The sequence below is a fragment of the Streptomyces sp. H27-H1 genome, assembly GCF_026627445.1.
In the GTDB taxonomy this organism is placed as follows: domain Bacteria; phylum Actinomycetota; class Actinomycetes; order Streptomycetales; family Streptomycetaceae; genus Streptomyces.
In genome coordinates this window covers 32,188-58,848 of sequence record NZ_JAPNLJ010000014.1, presented here as the reverse complement: position 1 = coordinate 58,848, position 26,661 = coordinate 32,188, and the positions used below count along the sequence as shown (strand labels likewise).

Sequence of the window (26,661 nt, the reverse complement as noted above, 5' to 3'; positions counted from 1 at the left end):
CTACGGCCCCGGGCGCACCGAGAACCCCCGGGCACCTCAAGCACAGCACGCACCCGAAGCTGCCACGCGCACCTGGCCGCGCCACCACAACACAGGACCGCTCCCGGGCCCACCCGTCCTCCCTACGCCGACAGGGGGTGGGCCCTGGAGCACCCATCCGCCGCACGGCCATACTTCTCGGCCCCCACCGGCCCCGTACCGCTAGAACCGGGCCCCACCCCCGCCGCCCGTCCGTGACCGCCGGTCCCGCCCCCGCTCATCCCCGATCACGCCCCCTCGTCTCGCGCATCCCCGTTCGCCCGTCGCCTCGGGCTCGTCCTTCCCCACCGCTCGCTCCCCGCCCCGTCCGGCCCACACCCGGAAAGGCCCCCCATGCGCCCGCGTTCCACGTCCCCCACCCGCCGACCCGCGATCGTCGCCGCGCTGTGTGCCGCCGTGCTCACCGTGACCGGACTGTCCGCCGCCGCCCCGCCGTCCGACCCACCGCACGCCGTCGCCGCGCTCCCGTACCAGGACGCCGGACTTCCCGTACAGGACCGGGTCGCTGATCTGCTGGCCCGGATGACGCTCGACGACAAGCTCGGGCAGATGACGCAGGTGGAGAAGGACGCGCTGCTCCCGCAGTCCGACCTCGCCGCGTACCGCATCGGCTCGGTGCTCTCCGGCGGCGACTCCACGGTCAGCCCCAACAACGCGCAGACCTGGGCCGACACCTACGACTCCCTGCAGCGCACCGCCCTCGGTACCCCGCTCGCCATTCCGATGATCTACGGCATCGACGCGGTGCATGGTCACAACGCGGTGCGCGGGGCCACGATCTTCCCGCACAACATCGCCCTGGGCGCGACCCGGGACCCCGCGCTGGCGCAGCGGGTGGGGCGCGCGGTGGCCGAGGAGGTGGCGGGCACCGGCATCGACTGGAGCTTCGCGCCCTGCCTGTGCGTGGCCCGCAACGACCGTTGGGGCCGCACCTACGAGTCGTTCGGAGAGACACCCGAACTGCCCACCTCCATGGCGACGTTCGTCACCGGCATGCAGGGCCAGACGCTGGGCGGCGACCCGGCGTCGGTGCTCGCCACCGCCAAGCACTACATCGGCGACGGCGGCACCACCGGCGGCGTCGACCAGGGGAACTCGGAAGTGTCCGAGGCCGAGTTGCGCGCCGTCCACCTGCCGCCCTTCAAGGAGGCGGTCCGCCGGGGCGTCGGCTCGGTCATGCTCTCCTACAGCAGCTTCAACGGGGTTCGCTCGCACGCGAGCAAGTACCTCGTCACCGACGTGCTCAAGGGTGAGCTGGGCTTCACCGGGTTCGTCGTCTCGGACTGGGCGGCGGTCGACCAGCTCGACGGACAGACCGGCTTCACCGGCGCCGAGATCGCCACGTCCGTCAACGCCGGGGTCGACATGGTGATGGTCCCGCACGACTACAGGAAGTTCCTGACGCTGCTCCGCGGAGAGGTGGGCGCCGGCCGCATCCCCCTGCCGCGCGTCGACGACGCCAATCGCCGCATCCTCACCAAGAAGTTCCAGCTCGGTCTCTTCGAACGGCCGTTGACCAACCGCTCCCTCACCCCGGCCGTCGGTTCCGCCGAGCACCGGGCTCTCGCCCGGGAGACCGTGCGCGCGTCGCAGGTGCTGTTGAAGAACGACGGCGGAATGCTGCCCCTGGGGAAGAGCGCGAAGCTGTTCGTCGCGGGGAAGTCGGCCGACGACATCGGAAACCAGAGCGGCGGATGGACCCTGGGCTGGCAGGGCCGCAGCGGTCCCGTCACCGAGGGCACCACGGTCCTCCAGGGAATCCGGGCCACCGCCGCAGACCCGTCGCGGGTGACCTACGACCGCTACGGCAATGGCATCGACGGCAGCTATACGGCCGCGGTCGCCGTCGTCGGCGAGACTCCGTACGCCGAGATGCACGGTGACCGGCCGGGCGGGATGGGGTTGGACCAGGAAGACCTGCAGACGCTGGCCCGGCTGAAGGCGAGCGGCGTGCCGGTCGTGGTGGTGCTCGTCGCCGGGCGCCCGCTCGATATCGCGGCCCAACTTCCGGACTGGAAGGCCCTGATGGCCGCTTGGCTGCCCGGCAGCGAGGGTCGCGGCGTCGCCGACGTGCTCTTCGGCGATCACGCCCCGACCGGCAGGCTTCCCATGAGCTGGATGCGCAGCGCGTCACAGCAGCCGATCAACGACGGCGACGGGAAGAGTCCCCTTTTCCCGTACGGATTCGGTCTGACGTTCACCTCGAACCCGGTCCCCGATCCCGATCCGGGCCCCGATCCCGACCCGACGCCTGCGGGCAAGGTCTGTACCGCCGCCCTGCGGGTCGTCAACTCCTGGCCCGGCGGACACCAGGCCGAGGTCACCGTCAGGAACAGCGGCACGGCGCCGCTGACCGGCTGGACGGTCGACTGGGACCTGGGAGGGGCGACGATCTCAAGCCTCTGGAAGGGGGTCCTCACCGTGGCGGGAGGCCGCGCCACCGTGCGCAACACCGCGTCCAACGGCGCGGTGGCGGTCGGCGCCACGACCTCCTTCGGGTTCACCGGCGGGGGCACGGCAGGCGCTCCGGCGCCCCGGTGCACCGCCGGCTGACCTCCCCCGCACACGCCGCCCGAGACGTACCCGTACGCGCGGACCGCCCCATCCGTACCCGACCGCACACCGCCCGTTCCCCCCCCAACACCCCCGCGCCCGTCCTGCGCCGAAGCCGGAGCCGGACGGGCGGGGTTTTCACCCGCTACCAGGCACGACCCACACGAAGAAGGCGTAGGAGACACGATGGTTCACAGCGTGATCAGAAGTAGAAGACGACTGGTTTCCGTGGCGGCGGCGCTGGCGACGCTGCTGGCCGGCCTCGCTTTCACCCTCCTCGGACAGGGCAAAGCGCAGGCGCACGGGGTGGCGATGATGCCCGGATCGCGCACATACCTCTGTTACGTGGACGGTCGCACCGCCACCGGCGGCATGGACCCGACGAACCCGGCGTGCAAGGCCGCGCTCGCCGAGAGCGGCGCCTCGTCGCTGTACAACTGGTTCGCGGTGCTCGACTCCAACGCGGGCGGCCGCGGCGCGGGGTACGTGCCGGACGGCAAGCTGTGCAGCGCCGGCGACCGTTCCCCGTACAACTTCACGGGCTACAACGCCACGCGTGCCGACTGGCCGCGCACGCACCTCACTTCCGGGGCGACCATGAAGGTCCGCTACAGCAACTGGGCCGCGCACCCCGGTGACTTCCGGGTCTACCTGTCCAAACCGGGCTACTCGCCGACCTCCGCGCTGGGCTGGGGCGACCTGGACCTGATCCAGACGGTCACCAACCCGGCGCAGTCGGGCTCCGCGGGTACGGACGGCGGTGCGTACACCTGGGACCTGAATCTCCCGTCGGGCCGTACGGGCAACGCGCTCCTGTTCATCCAGTGGGTGCGGTCGGACAGCCAGGAGAACTTCTTCTCCTGCTCCGACATCGCCTTCGACGGCGGCAACGGCGAAGTGACCGGAATCCGGGGCTCGGGCAGCACGCCCACTCCGACGCCCACGCCGACTCCCACCCCCACGCCGACTCCCACCCCCACGCCTACGCCCACGCCGACCGACCCGCACACCGGGACCTGCATGGCCGTCTACATGGTGACCAACTCCTGGAACGGCGGCTTCCAGGGTTCCGTTGAGGTCATGAACCACAGCACGACGCCGCGGAACGGATGGGCCGTGGCCTGGAAACCGGGCAGCGGAACCAAACTCAGCAACGTCTGGAGCGGTGCGCTGACCACGGCGTCCGACGGGACGGTCACGGTAAAGAACCTCGACTACAACCGGACCATCGCGGCCGACGGCAGCGTCACCTTCGGCTTCACCGCGACGTCGACCGGCAACAACTTCCCGGAAGGCACGATCGGCTGCGTCGGGTAGCAGCCCCCGTACGACGATGCCGGCTCCGCCGTGCGTGGAGCCGGCACCGTCGTGCACGGCACCTGCACGGCACATCGGCTCCCGCGGCGGCGGGACCGACGCTCGACGCCCCGGGGGGCGGGGGAGCCGGACGTCCGGCGCAGGCACCCGGCGACGGCTGGACCTCTCGGCCTGCTCGCCCCCCCCGGTACGACCCGCCGATGACCCGCCGCCTCACTCCGAGTGGGGCAGCAGTGCGCGTCCGCCGCCGATGGCGCATGGGCTCCGCACCGCCAGGAGCGCTCCCACCCTCGGCCGGGCCCCGCTCAGGTGACCGCAGGGCTCGCCCACCACAGGGCTCACCCACCATCGGCCCAGCCCAGCCCAGCCCAGCCCAGCCCAGCCCCGCCCAGCCCAGCGCAGACCAGCCCCGCCCAGCCCAGCGCAGACCAGCCCCGTTTCGCACGCCCGCCCAGGAAGTCCTGTGCGCACCACCGCCGTGCGGCCGATCGAGGCCGGCAACCCGGCGCAGCGCCGCGAGTCCGCCGGAGCACCGGTCGAGCGATGCCTCATCAGGTCGAGGCCCTGCGCACCAGCTTCGTGCGCAGGACGACGTGACGCCAGGCGGCGTCCTGGTCGTCGTCGATGTCCTGCAGCAGCATCCGGACCATGGTGCGGCCCATCTCCTGCACCGGCTGGTGGACGCTGGTGAGCTGCGGGTCGGTGTGCCGGGCGAAAGGGGTGTCGTCGAAGCCCACGACACCCACGTCCTCGGGTACCCGGCGGCCCGCCGCGCGCAGGGTGTGCAGGACCCCCGCGGCCATCAGGTCCGATGCGGCGAACACCGCGTCGAGACCGGGATGGCGGCGGAGCAGCTCCGCGGTGCCTCGTCGGCCGCTCTCCTCGGAGAAGTCGCCCTCCGCGATCCAGGAGGGCTCCACGCCGCCGAACGCCTGGACCATCGCCTCCCGGTACCCGCGCAGACGGCTCTGCCCCACGTGCATGTCCAGCGGGCCGGTGATCGTGGCGATGGCTTTGCGCCCGGTGGCCACCAAGTGGCGGACGGCGGCCCGCGCCCCGCCCACGTTGTCGGAGTCGACGTAGGAGAGGGACTCCTCGGCCGAGCGGCGGCCGGCGAGGACGGTCGGCAGGCCCAGTTCGGCGAGCAGGTCCGGCAACGGGTCCTCGTCGTGGACGGAGACCAGCAGCACCCCGTCCATCCCGCCAGCCCTCGCGTACCGCGTGAAGCGTGCCCGCTCCCGGTCGTTCCGCACCAGTGTGAGGAGCAACTGCACCTCGCGGTCAGCGAGTTCGGTGCTGATCCCCCGGACGATCTCGGAATAGAAGGGCTCCGCGAAGAGGCGCCGCTCGTTGTCGGTGATGACCAGCGCGACGGCTCCCGTGCGGTGGCCGGCCAGGGCGCGCGCGGCGTGGTGGGGGACGTACCCCAGCTCGTCGATCGCGTTCTCGACCAGCAGCCGGGTGGCCGCCTTCACGCCGGGCGCGCGGTTGACTACCCGGGACACCGTGCCCCGGCCGACGCCCGCGAGCGCGGCCACCTCCTCGAGCGTGGGGCCGGTGCGTCCGTGCGTCACCATCGTGCGCGACCTCCAAGAGGGAAGAGCCGGTTTCCCGACCGTTCGGCGGCCGGCGGACGTTCTTATCGAAGCACCGGGGGTCCTCTCTCCTCACCTGATTGATCGAACTGGGCGGTGGTTCCAGCACCCAGTGGTCGTCGGCCGCGGCGCTGATCCGTCCTCTGGTGACGATCGCCTTCTCGACCTTCGTGGACTTCCGCAGCCGGCCGGCGTCGGCTGCTCCGGCCATGGTGACTCCCAGAACTCCAGCCACACGCCGAGAGTGGCGGTGGAACGTGGGCTTCCAGTAGTCAAAAGCCAGATGGCCATCGGTATGGACCATGGCCCGGACGAACAGTGGGTTGGCGATGTGCGGCGCCTTCCGCCTGGCCTGCTCTGTGGCTGCCGGGAGCCGCCGGACCACCTCGCTGGCCTCCCGCCCGGGCTGGTCGGAGAAGATCCCGTCGGTGACATCACTTTCCTTCACCCGCTTCGGGTCGCGTCGCGCAATGCCCGGTGCCGCAGCCGGTGGGCACGGTACTTGAGCAGCGTCAGCCGCATTCCTTTGGGCAGGAATTCGACGTCCTCACTTCCGGTCTGTTCCGGGCGACGAACTCTATGACGCCCCCAACGAACCGAGAACGATCACAATCGGACAGCTCTCCGAGTCATGGCAGCACATAGAGGGCCTCTTGCCGACCCGGCCCGGGCCGTCGGCCACCACCTGGTCTGGCTCGCCGATGTCCTGCGCCATATCGGGCACGACTCCGCGTAGCCACTACACGCACCACGTGACGTGGACTATGAAGTCACACTGGAGTACTAGTGCGAATTCTGGTGCCCTAACGAGTCTTCTCCCAACCGCATGCCCGTGTGCACCAGCGCGTCGGCGAACGAGTCATTGCGGTCGCCATGTGCCAACCGAGACGGTCCACGGGCCGCTGCTCAGCAGCCGTACGCGCTTGTAGGCGAGAAGGTCCTCGCCATCGCACCGCCAGATCGACTTCCCGCCGCGTGACTCATGCAGGAACCGGCAGAGCAGTATCAGGTCGCGGGCGTCCGGGTGGGTCGAGGTCCGGCGGGCCACGAACGACAAGGCACCGGGGAAGGGGACACCGAGGAGGGCGGAAGTCGGGGCACCGTGTGAGCCGGGCCCGTACCGTGCGAGGTATTACGCCACGGTGGAAGCCCTGGAAGCCCTGGAAGCCCTGGAAGAGCTGGATGGACGGAGGCCGATAAGGTCGGCTCGATCTCGCCGACGACAGTCGTGATCAAGGAGCAGTGCTTGAGGACCGCGAAGGGCTACCCCGAGCGTGGTGCTGCCCTGTGGCTCGGCCGCATGAGCACCGTCCGGCTCCCGTTCCGACGGTGGCTCCGGGGCGTCCATTGGGCGGCGGGCGGACAGCTTTTGTACAACGCGGTCATGTCCATCCGCATCGTCGTGCGGGTACGTAGCAGGCCGTGATCTTGACCGACCGTCATGGGTGCGAGTCGATCATTCAATGAAGGGAGAGGGCATGGTGGCGACCGAGATCGTGATCGTGCAGACCACCATTGATGACGAGGAGGGTGCGAGGGAGCTCGCGCAGGGCGCCGTGGCCGCGCGGCTGGCCGCCTGCGCGCACATCGACCCTCCCCACACAGCGGTCTACCGCTGGAAGGACAAGATTGAGGTGGCGATGGAGTGGCGTGTGTCCTTCAAGACCACTGAGGACCGTCTGCCGGCCCTGGCGGAGTGGGTCGGCAACGAGCACCGCTACGACGTGCCCGAGTGGATCACCCTGGCGGGTAGCGGAGCTTCCGAGGGATACCGCGCGTGGGTCGTGGAGGAGACCACGGTCGCGTAGCGAAGCACTACCAGGCAGCGAGTGCTCTCAAGTGCGCCACGAGCTCGCCTTCACGGTCGGGCAGGTGGCCGACGATGCACCCGCACGGACGCGGCCCATCGTGTTCGGGCGAGCGGTTGCTGCTGTGGCGAACTTCCGTGCCATGTGGACGCCTTGCTCTCGCTCACGTGGAGGGCGCCAGCACGCTCCGTCAGGGCAGCGACTGAGTGGGAGTCGAGCGGGCTCTCAGGCTGGCGCGGCCGGAGCCGTCGAGCAGGGTCCGGGCAGGAGAGCTGCTCGTCGTCACGGCGGCGGACGGAGCCGACGAACGGCCCATAGCCCTGTGGGAGTCCGCCACGCACAGCCTTGCCCTGCCGCCACCGACCACGGACTGCGGACAAGCCATGCTGCACGCCTGCCACCAGGCCGGCTTCACACCCACGGAGCGCTACGTCACCGCCGACATCGCCGCCCGGCTCAGCCGGCCTCACCACCGAGCTCATCCCTCGGACGGCCATCGACTCCAGCCTGCCCGCCCTGGGTGGTAGTCGCCGTGGAACGGCTCCTGTCGAGGCAGAGGGGGCCTATCGCGGAGCGGCCCCGCAGGCCGGGAAGCAGAGCTTGGGCGTGTTCGGGGTCCGGTGAGAAGAAGACTCCTTCCGCCGACACCAGGACCGGAGAGGTCGTCTTCGGTGGTGATCGAACCAGACACATACACCTTGCGGCCCTCGGTGCCTGTGACATGGGCGAGTACCTGCAGTGGGAATTCCAGCGGAACGGGGCGGTGGTAGCGCATCTGGAGGGAGACGGTCATCCCCGGCATTCCCGCGGCCGCACACGCCCATCCCATCAGCTCGTCCAGCAGCATGGCGCTGATGCCGCCGTGCCCGTAGCCGGGCGGCCCTTCGTGTGCGGTGCCGAGGACGCAGGTGCCGGCCGCGCCGCAGTCGAGCCGTGTGACGCGCAGGGGCGGCGAGAGTGGGCTGCCGGTACCGGTGACGGGGCTGTACATCCGCACTCCCCCCGGAAACTCGTCCACCGCAGGGACTTCCGCGCGTGCGCGGAGGTGCCCGGTCAACTGTGCGGCGAGGCTGCGGACACCTTCCGCCACGCGGTGCAGAGTGTCTGGTGCTGCTGCGGTGCGGACGGCCACATCGACCAGCACCCGCAGCTCATGGCCGATCGCGGCAATCGCCGCCCGTTGCTGATGCAGTTCCTCCTCGTCTCTCTGTTCGGGAGTGGGGCTGATGGGGGAGTGGTGGGGCAGGGGTGATTTCATCGGGTTTCTCGTTGCACGGCCGCGTACCGCGGCCGGGGTGAAGTGGGTCAGTTCGGGGCCGGGGACGGGGTGAGGTCGCGTACGAAGACGGGCTTGAGGTGCTTCTCCGGCAGCGTGTCGGGCAGTTGATCCCAGTCGAGGACGTGGGAGACGACGCGTTCGGGTGAGACCTTCCCGGAGGCGGCGAGGTCGAGGGCGTCCGGGATGTGCGCGCGGGCGATGCGCAGGGTGACGCCGGTGAGGTACATGTCGAGCAGCGGGAGTTCGCCGGGGCGGAAGTGGTTGCCCGCAGACTCGCAGATGCCTTCGGGGGCGAGGGACCGTACGGCGAGGGCGAGCTGGTCGACGCGGCCGGTGGCCTTGACGGCCAGGTCGAAGCCGTGGCGGATCGGCTCGATCGTCTCGGCGGTGCGGGCGCCGTAGCTTTCGGCGAGACGGCGGTGTTCGGCGTCGGGGGCGACGTAGAGGACGTCGCAGGCGCCGAGGGCGCGGGCGATGTCGCACACGTACAGGCCGATGCTGCCCCGGGCGACGACCAGGACCCGGGCGCCAGGGCGGGCCTTCAGGTGCGGGGCGACCAGGCGCCAGGCAAGGGGCCAGTTGTCGCTGGCGGAGGCCATGGCGACCGGGTCGAGGCCGGCCGACAGCGGAACCAGCATGGCGTCCGCGTACGGGACGCGGACCAGGTCGGAGAAGAGTCCGCCCCAGCTGCCGCCGATCGGCGCGCCGTACATGGCCATGTGCGGGACCGAGGTGCAGTGGGCGGTGAGCCCGCCACGGCAAGGGGCGCAGGTGCCGCAGCTGATGGACCAGGGGACCACGACCAGGTCGCCAGGGGCCACGCTGGTCACGTGGTCGCCGATGTCGGTGACGCGGGCCACGCATTCGTGGCCGAGGGCGAACGGCGGGTCGATGAAGCCGTGCCCGGCGAGGATGGAGGAGTCCACGTCGCAGGAGGTGGCGGCGACGGGGGCGACGATCGCCTCCTGGGAGGACTGGATCGTGGGGTCGGGTGCCTCGCGCCATTCGACCGTGCGCCGTGCGATGTAGGTCAGCTCACGCATCGGCCCGCTGCCCCTTCGCCAGGGCGACAAGGTCGGCGTAGCGGACGACGGAGCCGCCCGCGCCCCAGGTGCCGTCCGGTTGCTCGTGCACCAGCACCCACACCCGCGGCGCCTCGGCCGGGGGCAGCCCGGCGGCCGCGAGCACGGTGGCGGTGGCCTCCTCGACCAGGCCGCCCTTGCGCCGCTCCGACAGCGCCCCCAGGGGAACCGTCACCTCCACCAGGAAGCGGGGCCCCTCGTCCTCGGCCGTCGTCTGAGCGTCCTCGGGCAACTCGACGAGGTAGCTCTACGCCTGGGCCCGGAAGAAGGCGGTGTCGGGCGCGCCCTCCCACCGCAGCAGCACGGCGGCGAGATCTCGCTGAATCGTCGCGCGACCCTGATCGGTCAGGGTGCCGGTCGGGACGGTCAATCGGATCATCGGCATGGCAGCTCCTTGGTCCTCCGGACTCGCTATAACGTTCGTCATAACGAGAGGCCACGCTAGACTATGACGATCGCTATAGCCAGAGGAGAGTGCACGGGTGGCCAAGAGCAGTGGCGGTACGTCGTCCCGCGACCGGATCGTGGCCGGGGCTGCCGACATGATCAGCAGGCGCGGGCTCAGCGCGACGAGCATCCGGGAGATGGCCAAGCACGCCGATGCGCCGCTCGGCTCGACGTACCACTACTTTCCCGAGGGCAAGCAGCAGCTGGCGACGGAAGCCGTCCGCTACACGGGCGAGTGGGTCGCCCGCAGCCTGCGCGAGGAACTCACGGCGGGCCCGGCTGCCGGACTGCACGCCTTCCTGGCCCTGTGGCGCAAGATCATCGTCGACACCGACTTCCACGCCGGGTGCCCCGTCCTGGCCGTGGCCATCGAGGAACCCCCGACCGGCGAGGTACCGCCCGCCCTGGCGGCCGCTGCCGAAGTCTTCGACCAGTGGGAGACGCTACTCGCCGACTCCTTGCGGGAACACGGCGCCGACGCCGAGCAGGCAGCGCAGGTCGCCACGCTCATCGTCGCGGCCGTCGAGGGCACCGTGGCCCTCTGCCGCGCCAAGCGCAGCACCGAACCCCTGGACCGCACCACGGCGCAGCTTCAGACCCTCATCGCTGCCACGATCAAAGACTGACGGAGGGAGCGTCGGCCGCGATCGCCACGGCGCGGCCGACGTCCCACGTGGTGAGCGAGGGGCGCCGGCCGCGCGCTTCTCATGCGCCGAGCGCGGTGCGGACGGCCTCGGCCTTCTCGGGGGTGAACACGCCGGTGTCGAGGAGGGAGAGGACGGACAGGACGGCGCCGCGCGAGCCCCAGCTGCCCTCGTCGATCACGCGGAAGGTCACCCACCAGGTCGGCGACGGTTCCGCCGCACGGCAGGCGTCGGCCATCGCGGCCAGGACGCGCTTGATGACCTCGCTGCGGACATCCTGGCGCCAGTCGCCGTCCATGACCGTCACATCGATCACCATCGCGTCGGCGTCCGGTCCCGCATCCGCCAGCAGCCGGCCACCGATGGCCATCATGTCGGGCTCGCGCTCGGTGAAGTGCACCTGGAATCCGACCGCGCGGCCGGGGCGAACTGGCCGACCTCGGGCACGAGCACGGCGTCCGTCAGTGTCTCGGCCAGCCTGCGGCGCTGCTCCAGGCTCAGGCGGCCCTTCGGACTGTTCACGGTGATGACGGTCGTGACTCTCCCTATGGCGACTGTTATAAACCGAGCCTACACCGCGATATAACGCCCGTCATAAGCTGTGTGGGTCGGAACAGCTCACATCGGCCGCGCGGGCCGGAGGGGAAGGCGGCGCCCCCGCTGGCTGCTGCCGACCGAGCACCCTGTCGCGAACGCATGTCGCAGAGCGGACTGTGTGTGACCCGTACGTCATGCGCGGCGATCGCGGCGATCGCGCCGATCTCGTCGCTGGAGAGGCGGATCGCGTGATTCATGGGCAGCCGCGGACTCGGCGGAGCCGATCGTAAGGCGCTGATCGGCACCCCCTCAGCACCGGGCTGTAGGAGACCCTGCCGTTCACATCTCTGAATTGAGAGACGACGGAATCTTGCCAGCTGAACTGACGGCACCCTATCGTCGCCGAACAGAAAGCGCTTTCTGGTCGGTGGAAGACGCTTCGTCCCCTCACGGAACACCCGGCAGAGGTGACCGAGGAGTCGCCACCGATCTGGCATCCGGCGCGGCGTTCCACCCGGGCTGTCGACGCGTCAGGACCGGCTGTCCGCCAGGCCTGTGATCGCGATCGGCCCGCCGGCGCACGACCACGTACGCAGCAGAGGACCCGGCATGCGACGACGCGTGTCGAAGACGAGTTGGGAGACGAGAATGGGACGAGCAGTCGCACCACGACTTGGCGCGGCACTGGCCGCCGCGGCCCTGGTGGCGGCGGGTGGCGCGGTGCTGCTGATGCCCGAGGCATCGGCAGCGACCGGCAGCGCCACCGGCTATGCGACCCAGAACGGGGGGACCACCGGAGGCGCGGGCGGGCAGACGGTTCGGGCCACCACCGGGACGGCGATCCACGCGGCCCTGTGCGCCCGCCCCAGTACGAGCACGCCCCTGGTCATCGAGGTCGAGGGAACCGTCAACCACGGCAACACCGGCAAGGTGTCGGGCACCGGCTGTAACACCGCGGACGGGGTGATCGAGCTCAAGCAGATCAGTAACGTCACGATCGTCGGCGTCGGCGGTGGCGCGGTCTTCGACCAAGTCGGCATCCACATACGTGAATCCCGCAACATAATCATCCAGAACGTGACCGTACGGAACGTCAAGAAGTCGGGGTCGACCACGTCCAACGGCGGCGACGCCATCGGCATGGAGAGCGACGTCCGCAACGTGTGGGTCGACCACGTCAGCCTGGAGGCGTCGGGCGGGGAGTCGGAAGGGTTCGACGGCCTCTTCGACATGAAGGACAACACCCAGTACGTGACCCTGTCCTACAGCACTCTGCGCAACTCCGGCCGCGGTGGCCTCGTGGGCTCCAGCGAGAGCGACCTCTCCAACAGCTTCATCACGTACCACCACAACCTGTACGAGAACATAGACTCCCGTGCGCCCCTGCTGCGTGGCGGCACGGCCCACATCTACAACAACCACTACGTGAGCCTCAACGAGTCCGGCATCAACTCCCGGGCCGGAGCACGTGCCAAGGTGGACAACAACTACTTCCAGGACTCCAAGGACGTCCTTGGCACGTTCTACACGGACGCGGCCGGATACTGGCAGGTCAGCGGCAATACCTTCGACAACGTGACCTGGTCCAGCCCCGGTACCGACAACAACCCGGCCGGCCCGAACCCTCAGTCCAACACGACGGTCGCCATCCCCTACGCGTACAGCCTCGACAATGCCGGCTGCGTACCGGCCGTCGTGAGCCAGACGGCGGGCGCGGGCAAGGGCCTGCGGGTGTCGGACGGCAACTGCTCCCCGCAGACGCCGGCGCCCACCACCCCCGCGCCCACCACCCCCGCACCTACCACCCCCGCGCCGACTCCGACCCAGCCCACCGGTACCAACCTCTCCATCGGCGCCGGCTCCGACGGCTCCAGCAAGGCCGACGGCACGAGTTACGGAAACGTACGGGACGGTGACCTCAGCACGTTCTGGTCACCGGTCGGCACGGCCGGTTCCGTCTCGATCAAGTGGGCCTCCGCCACCACCGTGTCCCGGATCGCCATCCGGGAGCCGGCGGGCTCGGCGGGCTCCATCGGCTCCTGGCGGGTCGTCAACGGAGACACCGGCAGGGTCCTGACGTCCGGCAGCGGGGCGGGTGTCATCACCTTCCCGGCGACCTCGTTCCAGAAGGTCACTTTCGAGATCACCGGCTCGACCGGCACCCCGAAGATCGCCGAGTTCGAGACCTACGCGTCCTAGGTGTACTGATCAGGAGCGCTGCCGACAGGCCGGCCCGGGTCTTGACCACGGCTGTCGGCCTGGGCGGCCGTCGAAGTGTGGCTACGGGGAGCCGTGGCTCGCGGCGCCGGTAGGACCATCAGCGTGGTCCGGACCCCGCCCCCGCCGAGCGATCGGGCGGGGGCGCAGCCGTGCGGGCGGTGTCAGAGCGTCATGAGGAGGGCGCCGTGTCGGGGTACTGGTCGTAGTGCTTCCGAGCAGTCATGCTCGGTGCCCGGGAAGAGCCCACGGAAGTCGGGCCTGGGCTTTTGAGGGTCTGTACGGTCGACGGTGGATCTTCTAACAGGAAGTGACACCTGATGACAGACGTGACCGTGTCGGCGGAGGCCGTGGTGGAAGTACAGCCGGCCAGCTTGGCGCCGGACGTTTCGGATGACCAGCTGATCGGTCAGCTGGTGGACCGTGCCAAGGCCGAGGGGATCAAGCTGACCGGCCAGGGTGGCATGTTGCAGCAGCTGAGGAAGAGGATCCTCTAGTCGGCCCTGGAAGGCGAGATCCCTGACCATCTCGGGCACGAGAAGCACGAGAAGGCAGGCTCGGGCAACACCCGCAACGGAACCCGGTCCAAGACCGTGGTGACTGAGGTCGGCCCGGTGGTGCTCGAGGTCCCGAGGGACCGGGAGGGCTCGTTCGAGCCGCAGATCTCAAGAAGCGGCAGCGCCGGCTGACCGGCGTCGACGAGATGGTGCTGTCTCTTTCCGCCTGCGGCCTGCCCCTACCGCCGCAGCCGTGAAGGAGGGCTCGCCGATGAGGTCTCGCTCGCGGGCCTTCTGCCGATTGCCCGCAACGGCGGCAGCGACACCCTGTTTCTGGACCTGAATCCGGCGACCCATGGCCAGCTCCACACCTTCGTCCATGGCATTTCCTGGCCCGGATACCTGTCGAAAGGTGTCTTCACCAAGGTCACTGACAGCTTCGACGCCTACCTCGACAGCCTGGTCATCGATGCGGAGTTGGCGGAAGACACGTGGGCTGATGTCGCCGGCGGCGACTCCCCCGACCCGTGGCGGCGAACGGTCGAGGAATGGCTGGACAAGGATCTGCCGGACTGGCGTACCGAATTCGGGACAGTCTCCCCTCCAGACGCGTGTGGCTGATCGGAATCTGGTGCTACTGACCGGGTGATCCGGGCATGACCGCCGGTTCGTTTGCACAGGTTCCGCTGCTGGTAGAGCGACAGCTGCGGGCCGGCCGGCTGACGTGCCCGCCATGTGGGGCGGTTCTGGCACCGTGGGGTCATGGCCGCCCCCGGGAAGTACGGGGCGATCTGGGAGCGAGGCTGTTTCTGCGGCCGCGCTGTACGCGTTGCTCGGGCTGCGGCGTCATGCACGTGCTGCTGGCGGAGGTTTTCTGGGCGCGGCGGGCGGATGCGGCCGTGGTGATCGGGGCCGGGCTGGAGATAGCCGCGTTGGGCATGGGGCACGGCCGAGTCGCCGCCGTCCTGGGCCTGGCCGAGGGCACGGTCCGCGACTGGTTGCGGGCGTTGGCCGGGCGGGCGGAGGACGTCCGACGGCATTTCACCGTCGTCCTGGTCGCGCTGGCCGATGACCCAGTGATGCCGGCTGCGGCGCCGTTGACGCTCGTCGATGCCGTTTCAGCGGTGGCAGCAGCGCACCGGGCAGCCGCAGCGAGGTGGCCGCACATGCTCACGGTGTCGCGGTGGGAGTTCGCCGGACGGGCGATAGGTGGCAGGCTGCTGACCTCGCCTTCTACAGCCATTTGATCACCACGGGCCGCCCCTGGGCGGGATCGGCAGGTGCCGGAAGCCTTGATCGTGTCCGCCGGGGAATCGGCGGGCTCTGTTCGAGACGCGAGGTGGGTTGCCTATGTCACCAAACGAGGATGAGGACCGTGGGCGGGCGGAGAGGGCCCGGCAGATGGGCCTGTTCCGTTACGGCCTGATCCAGGACCTGATCGACACGAAGCTCACGACACGCCAGCGCGGGAAACTCGCCCGCGAACTGGCAGAGAAGGAACACACCGATCCGTTGGGCCGATGGGTGAAGGTCGTCCGCAGCACGCTGGACCAGTGGGTCCGGCACTACCGAGCGGGCGGGTTTCCCGCCCTGGTGCCCGGGATGTCGATGTTCACGAGAACGAGAACGAGAACGAGAGCGGAAGGCAGCGAGCCACAGTGGGCCGCGATCCGGCGTTGAAGCCGTACCCGCCGCCCCCCATGCGGCCAGGTGGGCCGCATGGGGGGCGGCGGCGTCCTGGTGTTCGTGCAACCAGGTGAAGCCGATTCTGCTCGCGCGGTCAGCCGTCCTCGTGGGTCAGCTGCTCCGCGCCGGGCACCCGGGCCTGCCGCTCATGGAAGGGGGCCCGGGTGGGCCGGCCCGAGGTCAGCCAGGCGCGTCGTGTGACGCGGTGGTGCTTGGCCGTGGGCCTGCCTCAGTTTCCGATGCCGGAGCTGCCGATGCCGGAGTTTCCGATGCCGTGGCTGCCGATGCCGGTGTTGCCAATGCCCGCGTTGCCCAGACCCCAGTTGGCGATGCCTGCGTTGCCGAGGCCGTCGTTGAGAGCGCCCGCGTTGCCGACGCCCGAGTTACCGAAGCCGGAGCTACCCACAGAATGGCCCGGCCCCGTGTCGTCGGCGCTGGCCGTGCCGGCGCCGCAGACAGCCAGCACCGTCGCGGCGCCCAGTGCGGTCGTCACGCGGAGAAGAGTTGTGCGCATCGTCGTATACCTCTCATTTTGGGCTTCTTTGTTTGTTATCCCTAGCACGCGGCCATGTCGAATGCGGGGAGGAGTGCCCCCGGAGCTGCCGTGTCGTGCAGAGGTCTCGTCCGACGGCGTGCGGCGCTGATGTTCCCCTGCGGCCGGGCCCGGCCCCGGCGGCGCCCAGGCCATAAGCGTGAGTCCCGGCGATGGGTGGTGACTCCCGTTGTCGTGAGCAACGGCTCGGTGCCGACGGCCAGGGTGACTCCCGAACTACTGTCGAAACGCTGCTCTTCGACAGGCTCTGGCACAGCTTCTGTGGAGCTGCGCCGTCCGTGCCCGTGCTCGCTTCGGACCAACGGAGTGACCTGCTGGTTTCAAGCGTTCAGCACCCTGGTGAACCGAGCGTCGAGCCGGCACCACAGAAGTTGAGCCAGAACCTTTCGACATGTAGAAAGCCAGGCTCGGCGTGATCCGCACCAGGAGCAGGTCCTACCAGAGCGGAAGGCCCGCGGCTGGCGCTCCCGCTTCCGCCGGGTAAGCCCCCTGATCCCCGGGCAAGCCTCCCGCCGACAGGTGTGGGCAAGCCGTAGGTGATCCTGGGCAAGCCCCCGCTGTCGGCGGCAGCTGGGGCTTGCCCGCATGGACAGGGCCGCTGCCCGTGTTCGCCCGCCGTGGTTATGGCTGCGGTGTGGGGAAGGAAGACGGCTCTGGCCGTGGGGAGGCCAGGGCCGGGGGCGAGACCGGCTCGGGAACGGTCTCGCGATTGATGCGCTGGTTTCAACGGCGCCGGTGCCTGGCGGCAATGCCGCCAGGCGGGGGATGCGTTGTGGTGGGTTCTAGCGGGGGAGTAGGGCTCGTGCGGTTTTGCCGCCGCCGGGGGTGGCGGTGACGTGGGTGGCCGGGGCGAGGCGGTTGACCATGGGCCAGCCGAAGCCTCCCCGCAGGGCGTCGGTGACGAGCTCCGAGGCGACCAGGACCACGGATTGCTCGGCTTCGCCGGGGAGCGGACGGGCCAGAGTGTCGAGGAAGACCCGGGTGCCGCTCGCGTGCGCTGGCGGGGAAAGCAGAGGAAGGGGCGGCTGCGAGGTCGGTGCCCATCGTGCCCATCCGGTCTCCCCTTGACTCTGCTCGCACGTCGTCCTGCCCAGCATGTTGCCCCGTTCCTGTGCCCCGCTCTGTACTGGTCAAGCGGGCAGTGGCCGCCCTATGCCCCGTGCTGTTCGAGGTCAATTACCTCTCTGTCGAACGCGCGAAAACCTCTGACGGCCGGAGTAGACATTGGGCGGTGGTGTGGTTATGGTTTCTCTCGTAGCCCAGAGAGACAGCAGGGCCTGGCAGACACGAACTGCCGGGCAGAGCGGTACCCGCAGTACACGCAGTTGCAGTGCGCAGGACGGTGCGGTGGTGGAGTTCCGAAGCCAGAGCGGTTGCAGGACGGCGACGGGACTGACGACCGGACCGGGTGGCCCGCAGTGATCAGGGGCCGCCATGCAGGACCGCAGTTAACGCAGTGGCAGTACTGGCAGTACCCAAAGTAAGTGCAGTTCGCGGTACCCAGCAGTGAAGTGAAGTGGGTAGTTCCTCGGTGAAGGCGTCGGCTGCGGGCGCGCGCACCGGGAGGTTCGGCAGTGGGGTTCTAAGCCAGAGCAGACGCAGGATCGGCGACGGGGCTGGCTGCCGAAGAGTGGCGCTACCGCAGGCCACACAGCAGTGCGCAGTATCAGCAGTAGATGTAGCACCCGCGTTACAGCAGTGCAGCGTTGCCAGCAGTTCGCAGTATCAGCAGTACGCAGTTCCTGTATGGCAAGTGATTGATCCAGAGGGAAAGAGCGGAGGGGCTAAGCATCATCAGGATCGCCCGGGCGGAGTGTTGAGTCCGGGTACCGCAGGACATCGTTAGTGAGGTGGTCTCCGGTCAAGCAACCGCGATCCCCGCACCCCCGACGGAGTATCAGTCGGGTCGGCGGAAACAGAAGGCCGGCGCAGGATGAGGGCCGGCAGATGGTGTAGCAGTTCCTTCGGGGCCCGGGTGCCACATGCACCCGGGCCCCTCCACGCGTTTCACAGAGAGGTGCAATGACAGCAGACGACTCGTTCGGCCGGCTTGATGACGACGACTACCCCGCCTACACGATGGGCCGGGCCGCCGAGATGCTCGGCACCACCCAGGGTTTCCTGCGCGCCCTGGGCGAGGCCCGCCTGATCACCCCGCTGCGCTCGGCGGGCGGGCACCGCCGCTACTCCCGCTACCAGCTGCGTATCGCCGCGCGTGCCCGGGAGCTCGTCGATCAGGGCACCCCGATCGAGTCGGCCTGCCGGATCATCGTCCTCGAGGACCAGCTCGAGGAGGCCCAGCGAATCAACGCCGGATATCGGTGTGCTGCTGAATCGTTGAATCCGACGGCCGCGGTTTGAGCTGCGGCGGGCGCCCGCCGTGTTTTCGGCGGGCCTGCGCGCACCTGTGCCCGGGCGTGGCGTGTAGCCGTTTCCCCTGGTGACAGCGGGTTGTCGCGTGTACCGTCTGGGTCAGCTGTCGTGGTTCGGAAGTTCCCCTTTGCCCACGCCGTTGGCGTGGGCGTTTTGCTGTGGCTTCGTTCGGGCCCGGCGGGATCTGTGACGCACACGATCAGGGCCGCGCGATCGCGCGGCCCTGATCTGTCTTGAGCCGGGGGCTCACAGGGGGCTTGGCGCACGGTGACATGCCGGGCCTCCCCCCACCCGCCAGGTGCGTGGCCGTGGGCGAGGTCTCCTTGCTGGAGGTCACTCTGCCGTGGGGTCGCGGAGGCGGGCGTGCAGCAGGTACAGGTCTGCGGGGCCGGCTGCGACGGTGGCGAATGCTGTGATCAGTTCCTGGACCTGCTGGTCCTGGCCGTCGCGGACAGCGGTGACGATCCGTTCGATGAGTGCCCGTGTACCGGTGTCGACCATCGCCGCGGGGTACGTGTGGGTGGCCGGCGGCAGTGTCATGTTGGGGCCTTGGAGCGCAGGAGACTGGATTCCGGACTGGTTGGGATTCCCGGGTGGTTGTGCCGCGGGATCGCTTTGGGGCGGTAGCGGCGGCGATGCGGGCGCAGAATGCTCTGTGTCCGCTTGGACTACCAGCCAGCCTGTGCTGCGCCCGGGTCCGGGGCGTTCGATGAGGTGATGGTCCAGCTTTCCGGTGATCATCACGGCCAGGAGGCTGAGACATTCGCGCTGCAGCCCAGGGGTCCAGCCGTCCTCGCCCGGCACGTCAAGGAGTACCTGCCCTTCACCGTTCAAGCGCCGGCAGGCGTCCTGCACCGCCCGCACCACTACCTCGAAGCATTCTTCGCCCACGCGGTTGCGCAAGTCCTCCAGGTAACGCTCCAGGACGGCTTCTTCGCGGTCCTGGTGCGGGTTGGAGGCATGCTCCCGCGTGTGGTGCTCGGTCATGACCGCCACCCTTCCCTCCTTGGATGGTGTCGACGCCTGACTTCGATCAGCATCCGGCCGTGCAACGGGGGACTGCCGCATGCCGCGATATCACCGGGCCAGCCCCGGTCCATCCAGCCTGACCCATGCCCGTGACGTGGTGGCGGGAGAATAGTTAAATCAGATGTCGCCGAACAAATGCACCCGCCCCCGCGGTCGGCGGCTTCCCGGGGCCCGGAAGCACCCCCCTCCCCGCTTCCAGGCCCCCGGGCCTCCCACAGGACCGGCCAGTCCTGGCCGTGCGCGTCGCGTCGTGCTGGTCCTAGCTCACGCTGTGCCTTGTCTGTCCGGGTTGGATTGGTGAACCAGCGAGGATCGCGTACGGGTACCGGCGCCCGCGCCTCGGTGATCGGAGCGCGCATCACCCGCCAGCTGGCGCACGGCACGGTGACGACGTGGGCCAGGGCCCGGTGAAGCGCACCTGATCGCCCGCGCAGGCGCCCAGAAGCTGCCACGGGCGCCCCCGCCCGAGCAGATAGCCGGCCGCGGTGACGACGCCCATCACGCTCACCGCATCCCCACCTTGGACAGCAACTCCATCCGCTCCGGCGCCAGTGTGGCAGCCCGACGGCGCTGGTTGTCGACCCACATCCCGAGCTTCAGCTCTACGCCCCGCTGCGCCTGGCCCTCGCCCTCCCCACCCACAGTGATCGTCTCGACGTGTTTGCGCGGGACCGTCAGGTGTCCCTCGCGGGCGAAGTGCTGGGCGGAGGCGGCGTAGTGCATGGCCCACTTGTCGGCCTGGCTGGTGCGGCGCTTCGGCTTCTCTTCCTCGGTGGCGGGTTCGATGCCGAGGATCTGCGCGCACATCCACTACTGGACTCCGGTGAGCTGGTCCCACCCGTGCTGGACGGTGGTGACCCACCGGCCGCGGTCCTCGCCTTGGCGCACGACCTCGCCCGCAGTGGTCGGCGGCGTCGCTCCGGTGCCGAGGTGGAGTCGGACGAGGTGGAAGCAGCGCTGCCACATGACCGCGGCCACACCGGGCACCTCGCGGGGTCGATGTCCTCCAGCTGCTCATGCCGTTTCCTCGTCATCGCTCCGGCCGACGACTCCACCGGCAGCCCCTCGGCACGCCGCTCCTCGATCTCCTGCGCGTTCCGCGCGGCGCCCCGGGCGTTCTTCAGCCAGATCCCCACCGCCGCGCTCTGGAAGGCAGCGTCCAGCGGCGCCAGGAGATGGCCGTGCTCGGCGGCCCACCCGCGTGCAGCGGCCAGTCCCTCCTCCTCCCAGGCGACGTCGAAGTGCGACGTCTCATCGACCACGATCAGGTCCCAGGTCCCAGGTCCCAGGCCCCAAGGCCAGCAGCGGTGTGCGCCTTCTCCAGCGTGCCGAGCCCGAGGGAGGCGTACTCGCTCATGGGGCAGAGGGTGCCCGCCCGCTTGCGCCGCGGAAACCGATCTGTTTTCCTAGGTGGAAACAGATCGGTTTCCGATCGGTGTTCGGCCTATGACCAGCGACAAAGGGAAGACATGACTACCACCTTCGATCGCGGGGCGCCTGCCTCCGGGACAACGGACTCGGGCCGCCGCGGCTCACATGCCATGCGCTGGTGGGTGCTTGTCGTGCTGGGCGTGGCGCAGCTCATGGTCACGCTCGATGCGACCGTCGTGAATATCGCGCTGCCCGCAGCACAGCATGACCTCGGTTTCAGCGACGGCAACCGGCAGTGGATCATCACGGGGTACGCCCTGGCGTTCGGCAGCCTGCTGCTGCTCGGTGGCCGACTCGGTGACCTGTTCGGCCGGCGTACCACCTTCGTGGTCGGCCTGATCGGTTTCGCGGGCGCGTCCGTCGTCGGCGGCGCGGCCGGCAGCTTCGAAATCCTCGTCGCGGCACGCGTGGCCCAGGGCCTCTTCGCCGCGCTGCTCGCGCCCGCGGCACTCTCGCTGCTCAGCGTGAGCTTCACCGAACCGGCCGAAAGGGCGAAGGCTTTCGGCATCTTCAGCGCGCTGGCCGGTGCGGGCGGCGCGATCGGGCTACTGCTCGGCGGCATGCTCACCGAATGGGCGTCGTGGCGCTGGGTGATGTACGTGAACGTCGTCTTCGCGGCCGTCGCGCTGGTCGGTGCGCTGCTGCTGCTGGCCAAGCCTGCGATCACCGAGCGGCCCAAACTCGACATTCCGGGCACCGCCGTGGTGAGCGCCGCGCTGTTCGCCATCGTCTACGGGTTCGCGCACGTCGAATCCACCAGCTGGACCAACCCGGTCACCCTCGGCTCCATGATCGTCGGCGTGGTGCTGCTCGCGGTATTCGTATGGCTGGAGACCAGGGTCGCGCATCCGCTGCTGCCGCTGCGACTCGTACGGGACCGCACCCGCGGCGGTTCGTTCCTGGCGGTGTTCGTCATCGGCATGGGAATGTTCTCGATCTTCCTGTTCCTGACCTACTACCTGGAGGCCAGCCTCGGCTACTCGCCGATCAAGACCGGTCTGGCGTTCCTGCCGATGGTCGGGGGCATCGTCCTCGCGTCGACCACGGCGCCTGCTCTGCTGCTGCCCAGGGTCGGCCCGAAGGTCGTGGTCAGTGCCAGCTTCCTGGTCGCCGCAGCCGGCATGGCCCTGCTGACCCAACTCCGGCTGGACAGCACCTACGCCGCCCACATCATGCCCGGCCTGATCCTGCTGGGTCTCGGCCTCGGCGGGGTGATGACCACCGCGTTCCAGGGCGCGACCGCAGGCATCCACCACGAGGATTCGGGCGTTGCCTCGGCACTGATCAACACCGGCCAGCAAATTGGCGGCTCGATCAGCACGGCACTGCTGACCACCATTGCCTCATCGGCCGCGACCGACTACCTGTCCTCGCACAAGCCCGGCGCGCTGGCCGCGGCGCAGGCCGGAGTCGAGGGCTACACGGCCACTCTCGCGTGGGGCGCCGGGTTCTTCGTGGTCGGTGCGGTACTCGCAGCGCTCCTGATCCCCCATACGGCCCTGGCGGCGTCGGAGGGCGAGCCCGTCATCGCCCACTGAGGCTGTCGTACCCACGGGAAAATCCACGACGACGACCTCGCCATGCGTAGGTCTCGGGTCCGAATCCCGAAGGCGGCGCTTTTAAAGTGCAGGTCAGGCATCACCTGACCTGCACTTTTGTATTTCGTTCTGATGGCTGATCGGTTTGCGGGGTGCCGGTCGCGGTCAAGGGGAGCGACCGCAAGGGGCTGCGCCGCACCCCGGGCGTAGCGGAACGTACGCACGTGCCCGCTCGGCCGTGGATGGCGCGAAGGCCGTCCCGGCGAAGCGTCATAAACCGATCGGTTTCCATTTCGCCGGAATCGAGTTAACCTCGCAGTATGACCACCAATGTGAAGCCAAGTTCCCGCGAGCGGCTGTTGGAGGCGGCGGCCACGCTCACCTACCGAGACGGTGCCGGCATCGGCGTCGACGCGCTGTGCAAGGCGGCGGGGGTGTCGAAGCGTTCCATGTACCAGCTGTTCGAGAGCAAGGACGAACTGCTGGCGGCGAGCCTGGAGGAACGCGCCGCCGCCTTCGTGGCCGGGCTCCTGCCTGCGGCGGACGACGACCGTGTACCCCGCGAGCGGATCCTGCACGTCTTCGAACAGGTGGAACTGCAGGCGGGCGCGCCCGAATTCCGAGGCTGTCGATACCTGTCTGTCCAGATCGAGCTGAAGGACCAGAGCCACCCCGCGAGCCAGGTGGCACACCGGATCAAGGGAAACCTGAAAGCCTTCTTCCGTGCCGAGGTCGAACAGGGTGGCGCGAGCGATCCCGACCTGCTGGCCCGGCAGCTGACCCTGGTCTTCGACGGCGCCAGCGCCCGCGCGGGGATCGGCGCCGACAACCTGACAGGGCTCATCGCGCCCACGGTGACCACCCTGCTCGATGCGGCGCACATGGGCTGACGCTTCGCCCCCCACCTGCTCGGCGAAGGTCACCCGTACGCATCACGGCGCGTCGCAGAACAGACGGCGGATCGTCGGCTCGATGCGCACCTGCCGCCCGCCGCCCGCCGCCCGCGCCATCCGCAAGACAGCACCGGTGTCCGCTGTGCCGTCGCGTCGACAATGCCCCGCGGCTCCGGGCGCAGCGCAGGCACCGACTCCAATGTTCTGGCCGCGATGCGTAACCCTCCGCCTCGGGGCTCACTTGCTCCACCATCCCCCTGCTCAGGTGCGGTAACACCGTCTTCAGTAGCTCCTCACGCTTGGCGGGCATCACGCCGTGGGTGACGGGGTGTCACCAGCGTGCAGGAGCATGATCGGCTTCACGGAATTCTTGGCAGAGCCCGAACGCCGACCCTCCGTCGGCCGGTCGGCGGCGCTTATTCCAACGCGCGCGGCGACCTTGCTGTACTCCGGGCATTGGCCTGCGTAACCGTGCGCGATGTGATGCGACGCGCCGTTAGGCCGGGCGGCCGACGGCCGCAGCGCGGGAGCTACGCCGGATCGGCGCTCGCCGTTGTCAGGGCCGCGCGTGCGGTGGTGAGGATCTCCTCCGAGATCGGGGAGTCCTTGGTGGCGCGGGCCAGGACGAGGGCTCCGAGCATGGTGCACAGCCGGGTGATGCCCTCCTGGTCCTCAGTGGCGAGCGCGTCGGCGAAGGCCCGTACGCCCTCGGCGTAGACGCGATGAGCTTCCTGGGGGTCGGCCGCGCGTCCCAAGTCGGCGGCGAGCCCGGCGGCGGGGCAGCCGCCTGCCGCGTTGTCGCGGTGCCCGACGGAGAGGTAGGTGTCGATCAGCTCCCGCTGGGCGGCTTCGCGCTGTCCGGCGTGCCGTTCGAGGCCGGCCGTGTGGAGCTCGGCGAGTTCACCGAAGGCGTGAGTGGTGGCCTCGTCTATGAGTGCCGCTTTGGAGGCGAACTGCTTGTAGAAGCCGCCGTGGGTCAGGCCGGCGGCCTTCATGAGGTCGGCGACGCTGGCGTGGGTGCCCTGCTCGCGGAACAGCCGGGAGGCGATCTCCACGACCCGCTGCCGGTTTTCCTGCGCCTGTGTCTGTGACACGCGGCCCATCGGCCACCTCCCAGTTGGATGTCGGTTGCCATCTATCTTAGACTCGAGTTAGATTACAGTCATCATCTAAACGTCGCCCGGTCCTCGGGCGGCAGAAACACAAGGAGCGGACATGGAACTCAAGGGCGCGGTCGCCGTAGTCACCGGAGCCAACCGAGGACTGGGACGCCACATGGCCGCCCAGCTCCTGGAGCGAGGAGCCACCGTCTACGCCGCGGCCCGCCGCCCCGAGTCCGTGGACCTGGCCGGTGTCATCCCGCTGCGCCTCGACCTGGGCGATGAGGCGTCCATCCGGGCCGCGGCGCACCTCGCCTCCGACGCGACGCTGCTGGTGAACAACGCGGGAATCTCCACCGGCACCCCCCTGATAGGGGGCGACCCGGACGCGGTGCGCCTGGAGATGGAGACGAACTTCTTCGGTCCCCTCGCCGTGACCCGGGCCTTCGCCCCGGTCATCGAGGGCAACGGCGGCGGCGCCGTACTCAACGTCCTGTCCGTCCTGTCCTGGCTCCACCCCGCCGACCTCGGCGCCTACGCGGCGGCCAAAGCCGCCGCCTGGGCGCTGACCAACGCCGCCCGCGAGGAGCTGGCACCCCGCGGAATCACCGTCTCCGCACTGCACGTCGGGTACATGGACACCGACATGGCCAGCGCCGTCCCGGCGGATCAGAAGGCCGACCCCGCCGACGTCGCCGTCCAGGCCCTGGACGCCATCGAGCAGGGCCTGCCCGAAATCCTCGCCGACGACGTCACCCGGATCGTCAAGCAGGGCCTGGCGCTGGCGCCGACCGCGTCGTGAGTGCCAGGCCGCCGAGAAGGACGGGAGGCGACGATGAGGGCCTTCTTGGCCGAGCGCCCTGGCCTGTGTCGGGAAGGGCCGCGCGAAGGCCGGGGAAGGCCGTCGCGAGCAAGGGGGACACCGCTGCCCGAAGGAGGGCCCCGACTGCCGGCCGACGCCCCACATGCCCGTGGAACCACCCCGAAAACGATCAACTCTCCAGGAGTTCATGATGACCACGAACCGTCCGGTAGCACTCGTCACAGGGGCGTCATCCGGTATCGGGCAAGCCGCCGCCCTCGCGCTCGTCGAAGCCGGCTTCGAGGTGGTCGGCACCAGCCGCGACACCTCCAAGGTCACCCCGCGCGACGGCGTGACCTTCCTCGACCTCGACGTGACCAGCGACGCGTCGGTCACCACGCTGGTCCAGCAGGTCATCAAACGGTTCGGCCGGATCGACGTCCTGGTCAACAACGCCGGCATCGGCTCGACAGGTGCCGCCGAGGAGACCTCTCTGGCCCAGGACCAGCAGGTCTTCGACATCAACCTCTTCGGCGTCATCCGCATGACGAAGGCCGTCCTGCCGCACATGCGGGCCCAGCGCCGCGGGCGCATCATCAACATGTCGTCGATCTACGGTTTCATCCCCCAGCCCTACATGGCCGTCTACGTCGCTTCCAAGCACGCGGTCGAGGGGTACTCCGAGTCCCTGGACCACGAGGTCCGCGAGCACGGCGTCCGAGTCCTCCTCGTCGAGCCCGGCGGGACCAACACGGCGTTCGAGGGGAACATCGTGCAGCCCGACGCGCCGCTGCCGGTCTACGCCGAACAGCGGCGCGTCACTGACCAGGTAGTAGCCCAAGCGGTCAAAGGCGGCGACGCCCCCGCCACCGTCGCCCACACGATCGTCACAGCGGCCACCACCCCCAAGCCGAAGCAGCGCTACACCGCCGGCCCCTTCGCCAGGCGCCTCAGCGTGCTGCGCCGCCTCGCTCCGGCGCGGGTCTTCGACCAGCAGATCCGCAAGTTCAACAAGCTGGCAGGCTGAGATCCCCTGCAGGACAGTCGGCGGTTGAGTACGTCGACACGCGCCCTGCCACACTCGGCATCGGATCCCTGCTGCGCCTCGCCTAAGCCCTGGAAACGACCGCCGAACTCGCCCCTCGTCCGCGCAACCCACCTGAACGAGCGGGGTGGCGGCACGACGGCTGGGCGGGAGGTAGTCGTGGCCCTGTCCGCAAGCGGCGCAGCAGCGACTCGTC

General features: G+C 69.4%; 24 protein-coding genes and 3 pseudogenes. 14 read left to right on the top strand and 13 right to left on the bottom strand.

Annotation, left to right across the window (positions count from 1 at the left end; genetic code table 11):
* Positions 1-372: 372 nt before the first annotated feature.
* The gene (locus OTB20_RS17335; RefSeq protein WP_267818518.1) at positions 373-2,592 is read left to right on the top strand and encodes a glycoside hydrolase family 3 N-terminal domain-containing protein; all 2,220 of its coding nucleotides are present in this window, start codon (positions 373-375) and stop codon (positions 2,590-2,592) included.
* A gap of 201 nt (positions 2,593-2,793) precedes the next feature.
* Positions 2,794-3,909: a lytic polysaccharide monooxygenase gene (locus OTB20_RS17330; protein WP_420716433.1), complete on the top strand. Its 1,116-nt coding sequence runs from the start codon at positions 2,794-2,796 to the stop codon at positions 3,907-3,909.
* A 551-nt stretch (positions 3,910-4,460) separates the two neighbouring features.
* On the opposite strand, the gene OTB20_RS17325 is transcribed toward OTB20_RS17330, so the two are convergent.
* Positions 4,461-5,486 carry a LacI family DNA-binding transcriptional regulator gene (locus tag OTB20_RS17325; RefSeq protein WP_267818514.1) on the bottom strand — a complete coding sequence of 342 codons (1,026 nt, stop codon included), beginning with the start codon at positions 5,484-5,486 and terminating at the stop codon, positions 4,461-4,463.
* A 1,264-nt stretch (positions 5,487-6,750) separates the two neighbouring features.
* Here OTB20_RS17325 and OTB20_RS17320 point away from each other — a divergent pair.
* Entirely contained in the window at positions 6,751-6,930 is a 180-nt protein-coding gene (locus tag OTB20_RS17320; protein WP_267818512.1) for a hypothetical protein, read from the top strand.
* A gap of 52 nt (positions 6,931-6,982) precedes the next feature.
* Entirely contained in the window at positions 6,983-7,312 is a 330-nt protein-coding gene (gene cutA / locus OTB20_RS17315) for a divalent-cation tolerance protein CutA (RefSeq protein ID WP_324290386.1), read from the top strand.
* Positions 7,313-7,790: 478 nt separating this feature from the next.
* Here cutA and OTB20_RS17310 read toward each other — a convergent pair whose 3' ends face one another.
* The 3 genes and pseudogenes from OTB20_RS17310 to OTB20_RS17300 all read right to left on the bottom strand — a co-directional run bounded on the left by OTB20_RS17310 (position 7,791) and on the right by OTB20_RS17300 (position 10,058).
* Positions 7,791-8,141 (bottom strand): PaaI family thioesterase, encoded by a 351-nt coding sequence (locus OTB20_RS17310; protein ID WP_267818684.1) that lies wholly within the window; start codon positions 8,139-8,141, stop codon positions 7,791-7,793.
* 476 nt (positions 8,142-8,617) lie between these two features.
* Positions 8,618-9,634 (bottom strand): zinc-dependent alcohol dehydrogenase, encoded by a 1,017-nt coding sequence (locus OTB20_RS17305; protein ID WP_267818510.1) that lies wholly within the window; start codon positions 9,632-9,634, stop codon positions 8,618-8,620.
* A pseudogene (locus OTB20_RS17300) lies at positions 9,627-10,058 on the bottom strand (tautomerase family protein). The gene OTB20_RS17305 and the pseudogene OTB20_RS17300 overlap by 8 nt, the downstream one beginning before the upstream one ends.
* A 97-nt stretch (positions 10,059-10,155) precedes the next feature.
* Here OTB20_RS17300 and OTB20_RS17295 point away from each other — a divergent pair.
* Positions 10,156-10,746 (top strand): TetR/AcrR family transcriptional regulator, encoded by a 591-nt coding sequence (locus OTB20_RS17295; RefSeq protein WP_267818508.1) that lies wholly within the window; start codon positions 10,156-10,158, stop codon positions 10,744-10,746.
* 79 nt (positions 10,747-10,825) lie between these two features.
* Here the strand turns inward: OTB20_RS17295 and OTB20_RS17290 are convergent, their stop codons facing one another.
* Positions 10,826-11,164 carry a hypothetical protein gene (locus tag OTB20_RS17290; protein ID WP_267818506.1) on the bottom strand — a complete coding sequence of 113 codons (339 nt, stop codon included), beginning with the start codon at positions 11,162-11,164 and terminating at the stop codon, positions 10,826-10,828.
* Positions 11,134-11,286 carry a hypothetical protein gene (locus OTB20_RS17285; RefSeq protein ID WP_267818505.1) on the bottom strand — a complete coding sequence of 51 codons (153 nt, stop codon included), beginning with the start codon at positions 11,284-11,286 and terminating at the stop codon, positions 11,134-11,136. The genes OTB20_RS17290 and OTB20_RS17285 overlap by 31 nt, the downstream gene beginning before the upstream one ends.
* A 663-nt stretch (positions 11,287-11,949) precedes the next feature.
* On the opposite strand from OTB20_RS17285, the gene OTB20_RS17280 reads away from it, so the two are divergent.
* From OTB20_RS17280 to OTB20_RS17265, 4 genes and pseudogenes are all read left to right on the top strand, one after another.
* Positions 11,950-13,500, top strand: a complete 1,551-nt coding sequence (locus OTB20_RS17280) for a pectate lyase family protein (RefSeq protein WP_267818503.1) — start codon at positions 11,950-11,952, stop codon at positions 13,498-13,500.
* Between the two features lie 338 nt (positions 13,501-13,838).
* Positions 13,839-14,251, top strand: a pseudogene (locus OTB20_RS17275) (transposase); the annotation flags it as partial.
* A 612-nt stretch (positions 14,252-14,863) separates the two neighbouring features.
* A complete protein-coding gene (locus OTB20_RS17270) occupies positions 14,864-15,262 on the top strand; it encodes a hypothetical protein (protein WP_267818501.1) in 399 nt (132 codons plus the stop codon).
* Positions 15,263-15,365: 103 nt separating this feature from the next.
* Positions 15,366-15,695 carry a helix-turn-helix domain-containing protein gene (locus OTB20_RS17265; RefSeq protein WP_267818500.1) on the top strand — a complete coding sequence of 110 codons (330 nt, stop codon included), beginning with the start codon at positions 15,366-15,368 and terminating at the stop codon, positions 15,693-15,695.
* 235 nt (positions 15,696-15,930) lie between these two features.
* Here OTB20_RS17265 and OTB20_RS17260 read toward each other — a convergent pair whose 3' ends face one another.
* Positions 15,931-16,194, bottom strand: coding sequence for a hypothetical protein (locus OTB20_RS17260; protein ID WP_267818499.1), 264 nt, complete (start codon positions 16,192-16,194; stop codon positions 15,931-15,933).
* 842 nt (positions 16,195-17,036) lie between these two features.
* On the bottom strand, positions 17,037-17,351 hold the full coding sequence (locus OTB20_RS17255) for a hypothetical protein (RefSeq protein WP_324290385.1): 315 nt from the start codon (positions 17,349-17,351) through the stop codon (positions 17,037-17,039).
* Between the two features lie 925 nt (positions 17,352-18,276).
* Here OTB20_RS17255 and OTB20_RS17250 point away from each other — a divergent pair.
* Entirely contained in the window at positions 18,277-18,615 is a 339-nt protein-coding gene (locus tag OTB20_RS17250) for a MerR family transcriptional regulator (protein ID WP_267818497.1), read from the top strand.
* A 345-nt stretch (positions 18,616-18,960) separates the two neighbouring features.
* On the opposite strand, the gene OTB20_RS17245 is transcribed toward OTB20_RS17250, so the two are convergent.
* From OTB20_RS17245 to OTB20_RS42775, 4 genes and pseudogenes are all read right to left on the bottom strand, one after another.
* Positions 18,961-19,614, bottom strand: coding sequence for a hypothetical protein (locus tag OTB20_RS17245; RefSeq protein ID WP_267818496.1), 654 nt, complete (start codon positions 19,612-19,614; stop codon positions 18,961-18,963).
* Between the two features lie 546 nt (positions 19,615-20,160).
* Complete coding sequence (locus OTB20_RS42785) at positions 20,161-20,463, bottom strand: helicase associated domain-containing protein (protein ID WP_420716427.1); 303 nt, start codon at positions 20,461-20,463, stop codon at positions 20,161-20,163.
* Between the two features lie 3 nt (positions 20,464-20,466).
* Complete coding sequence (locus tag OTB20_RS42780) at positions 20,467-20,634, bottom strand: hypothetical protein (RefSeq protein WP_420716435.1); 168 nt, start codon at positions 20,632-20,634, stop codon at positions 20,467-20,469.
* Between the two features lie 77 nt (positions 20,635-20,711).
* A pseudogene (locus tag OTB20_RS42775) lies at positions 20,712-20,918 on the bottom strand (helicase associated domain-containing protein); the annotation flags it as partial.
* Positions 20,919-21,125: 207 nt separating this feature from the next.
* On the opposite strand from OTB20_RS42775, the gene OTB20_RS17235 reads away from it, so the two are divergent.
* Positions 21,126-22,625, top strand: coding sequence for an MFS transporter (locus OTB20_RS17235; protein WP_267818494.1), 1,500 nt, complete (start codon positions 21,126-21,128; stop codon positions 22,623-22,625).
* Positions 22,626-22,945: 320 nt separating this feature from the next.
* Positions 22,946-23,515 (top strand): TetR/AcrR family transcriptional regulator, encoded by a 570-nt coding sequence (locus tag OTB20_RS17230; RefSeq protein WP_267818492.1) that lies wholly within the window; start codon positions 22,946-22,948, stop codon positions 23,513-23,515.
* A gap of 533 nt (positions 23,516-24,048) precedes the next feature.
* Here OTB20_RS17230 and OTB20_RS17225 read toward each other — a convergent pair.
* Entirely contained in the window at positions 24,049-24,621 is a 573-nt protein-coding gene (locus tag OTB20_RS17225; RefSeq protein WP_267818491.1) for a TetR family transcriptional regulator, read from the bottom strand.
* Positions 24,622-24,733: 112 nt separating this feature from the next.
* Between OTB20_RS17225 and OTB20_RS17220 the strand changes: the two genes are divergently transcribed.
* Together OTB20_RS17220 and OTB20_RS17215 are read left to right on the top strand one after the other, a co-directional pair.
* Entirely contained in the window at positions 24,734-25,420 is a 687-nt protein-coding gene (locus OTB20_RS17220) for an SDR family oxidoreductase (protein ID WP_267818489.1), read from the top strand.
* Between the two features lie 211 nt (positions 25,421-25,631).
* Positions 25,632-26,447 (top strand): oxidoreductase, encoded by an 816-nt coding sequence (locus OTB20_RS17215; protein WP_267818487.1) that lies wholly within the window; start codon positions 25,632-25,634, stop codon positions 26,445-26,447.
* Positions 26,448-26,661 lie beyond the last annotated feature (214 nt).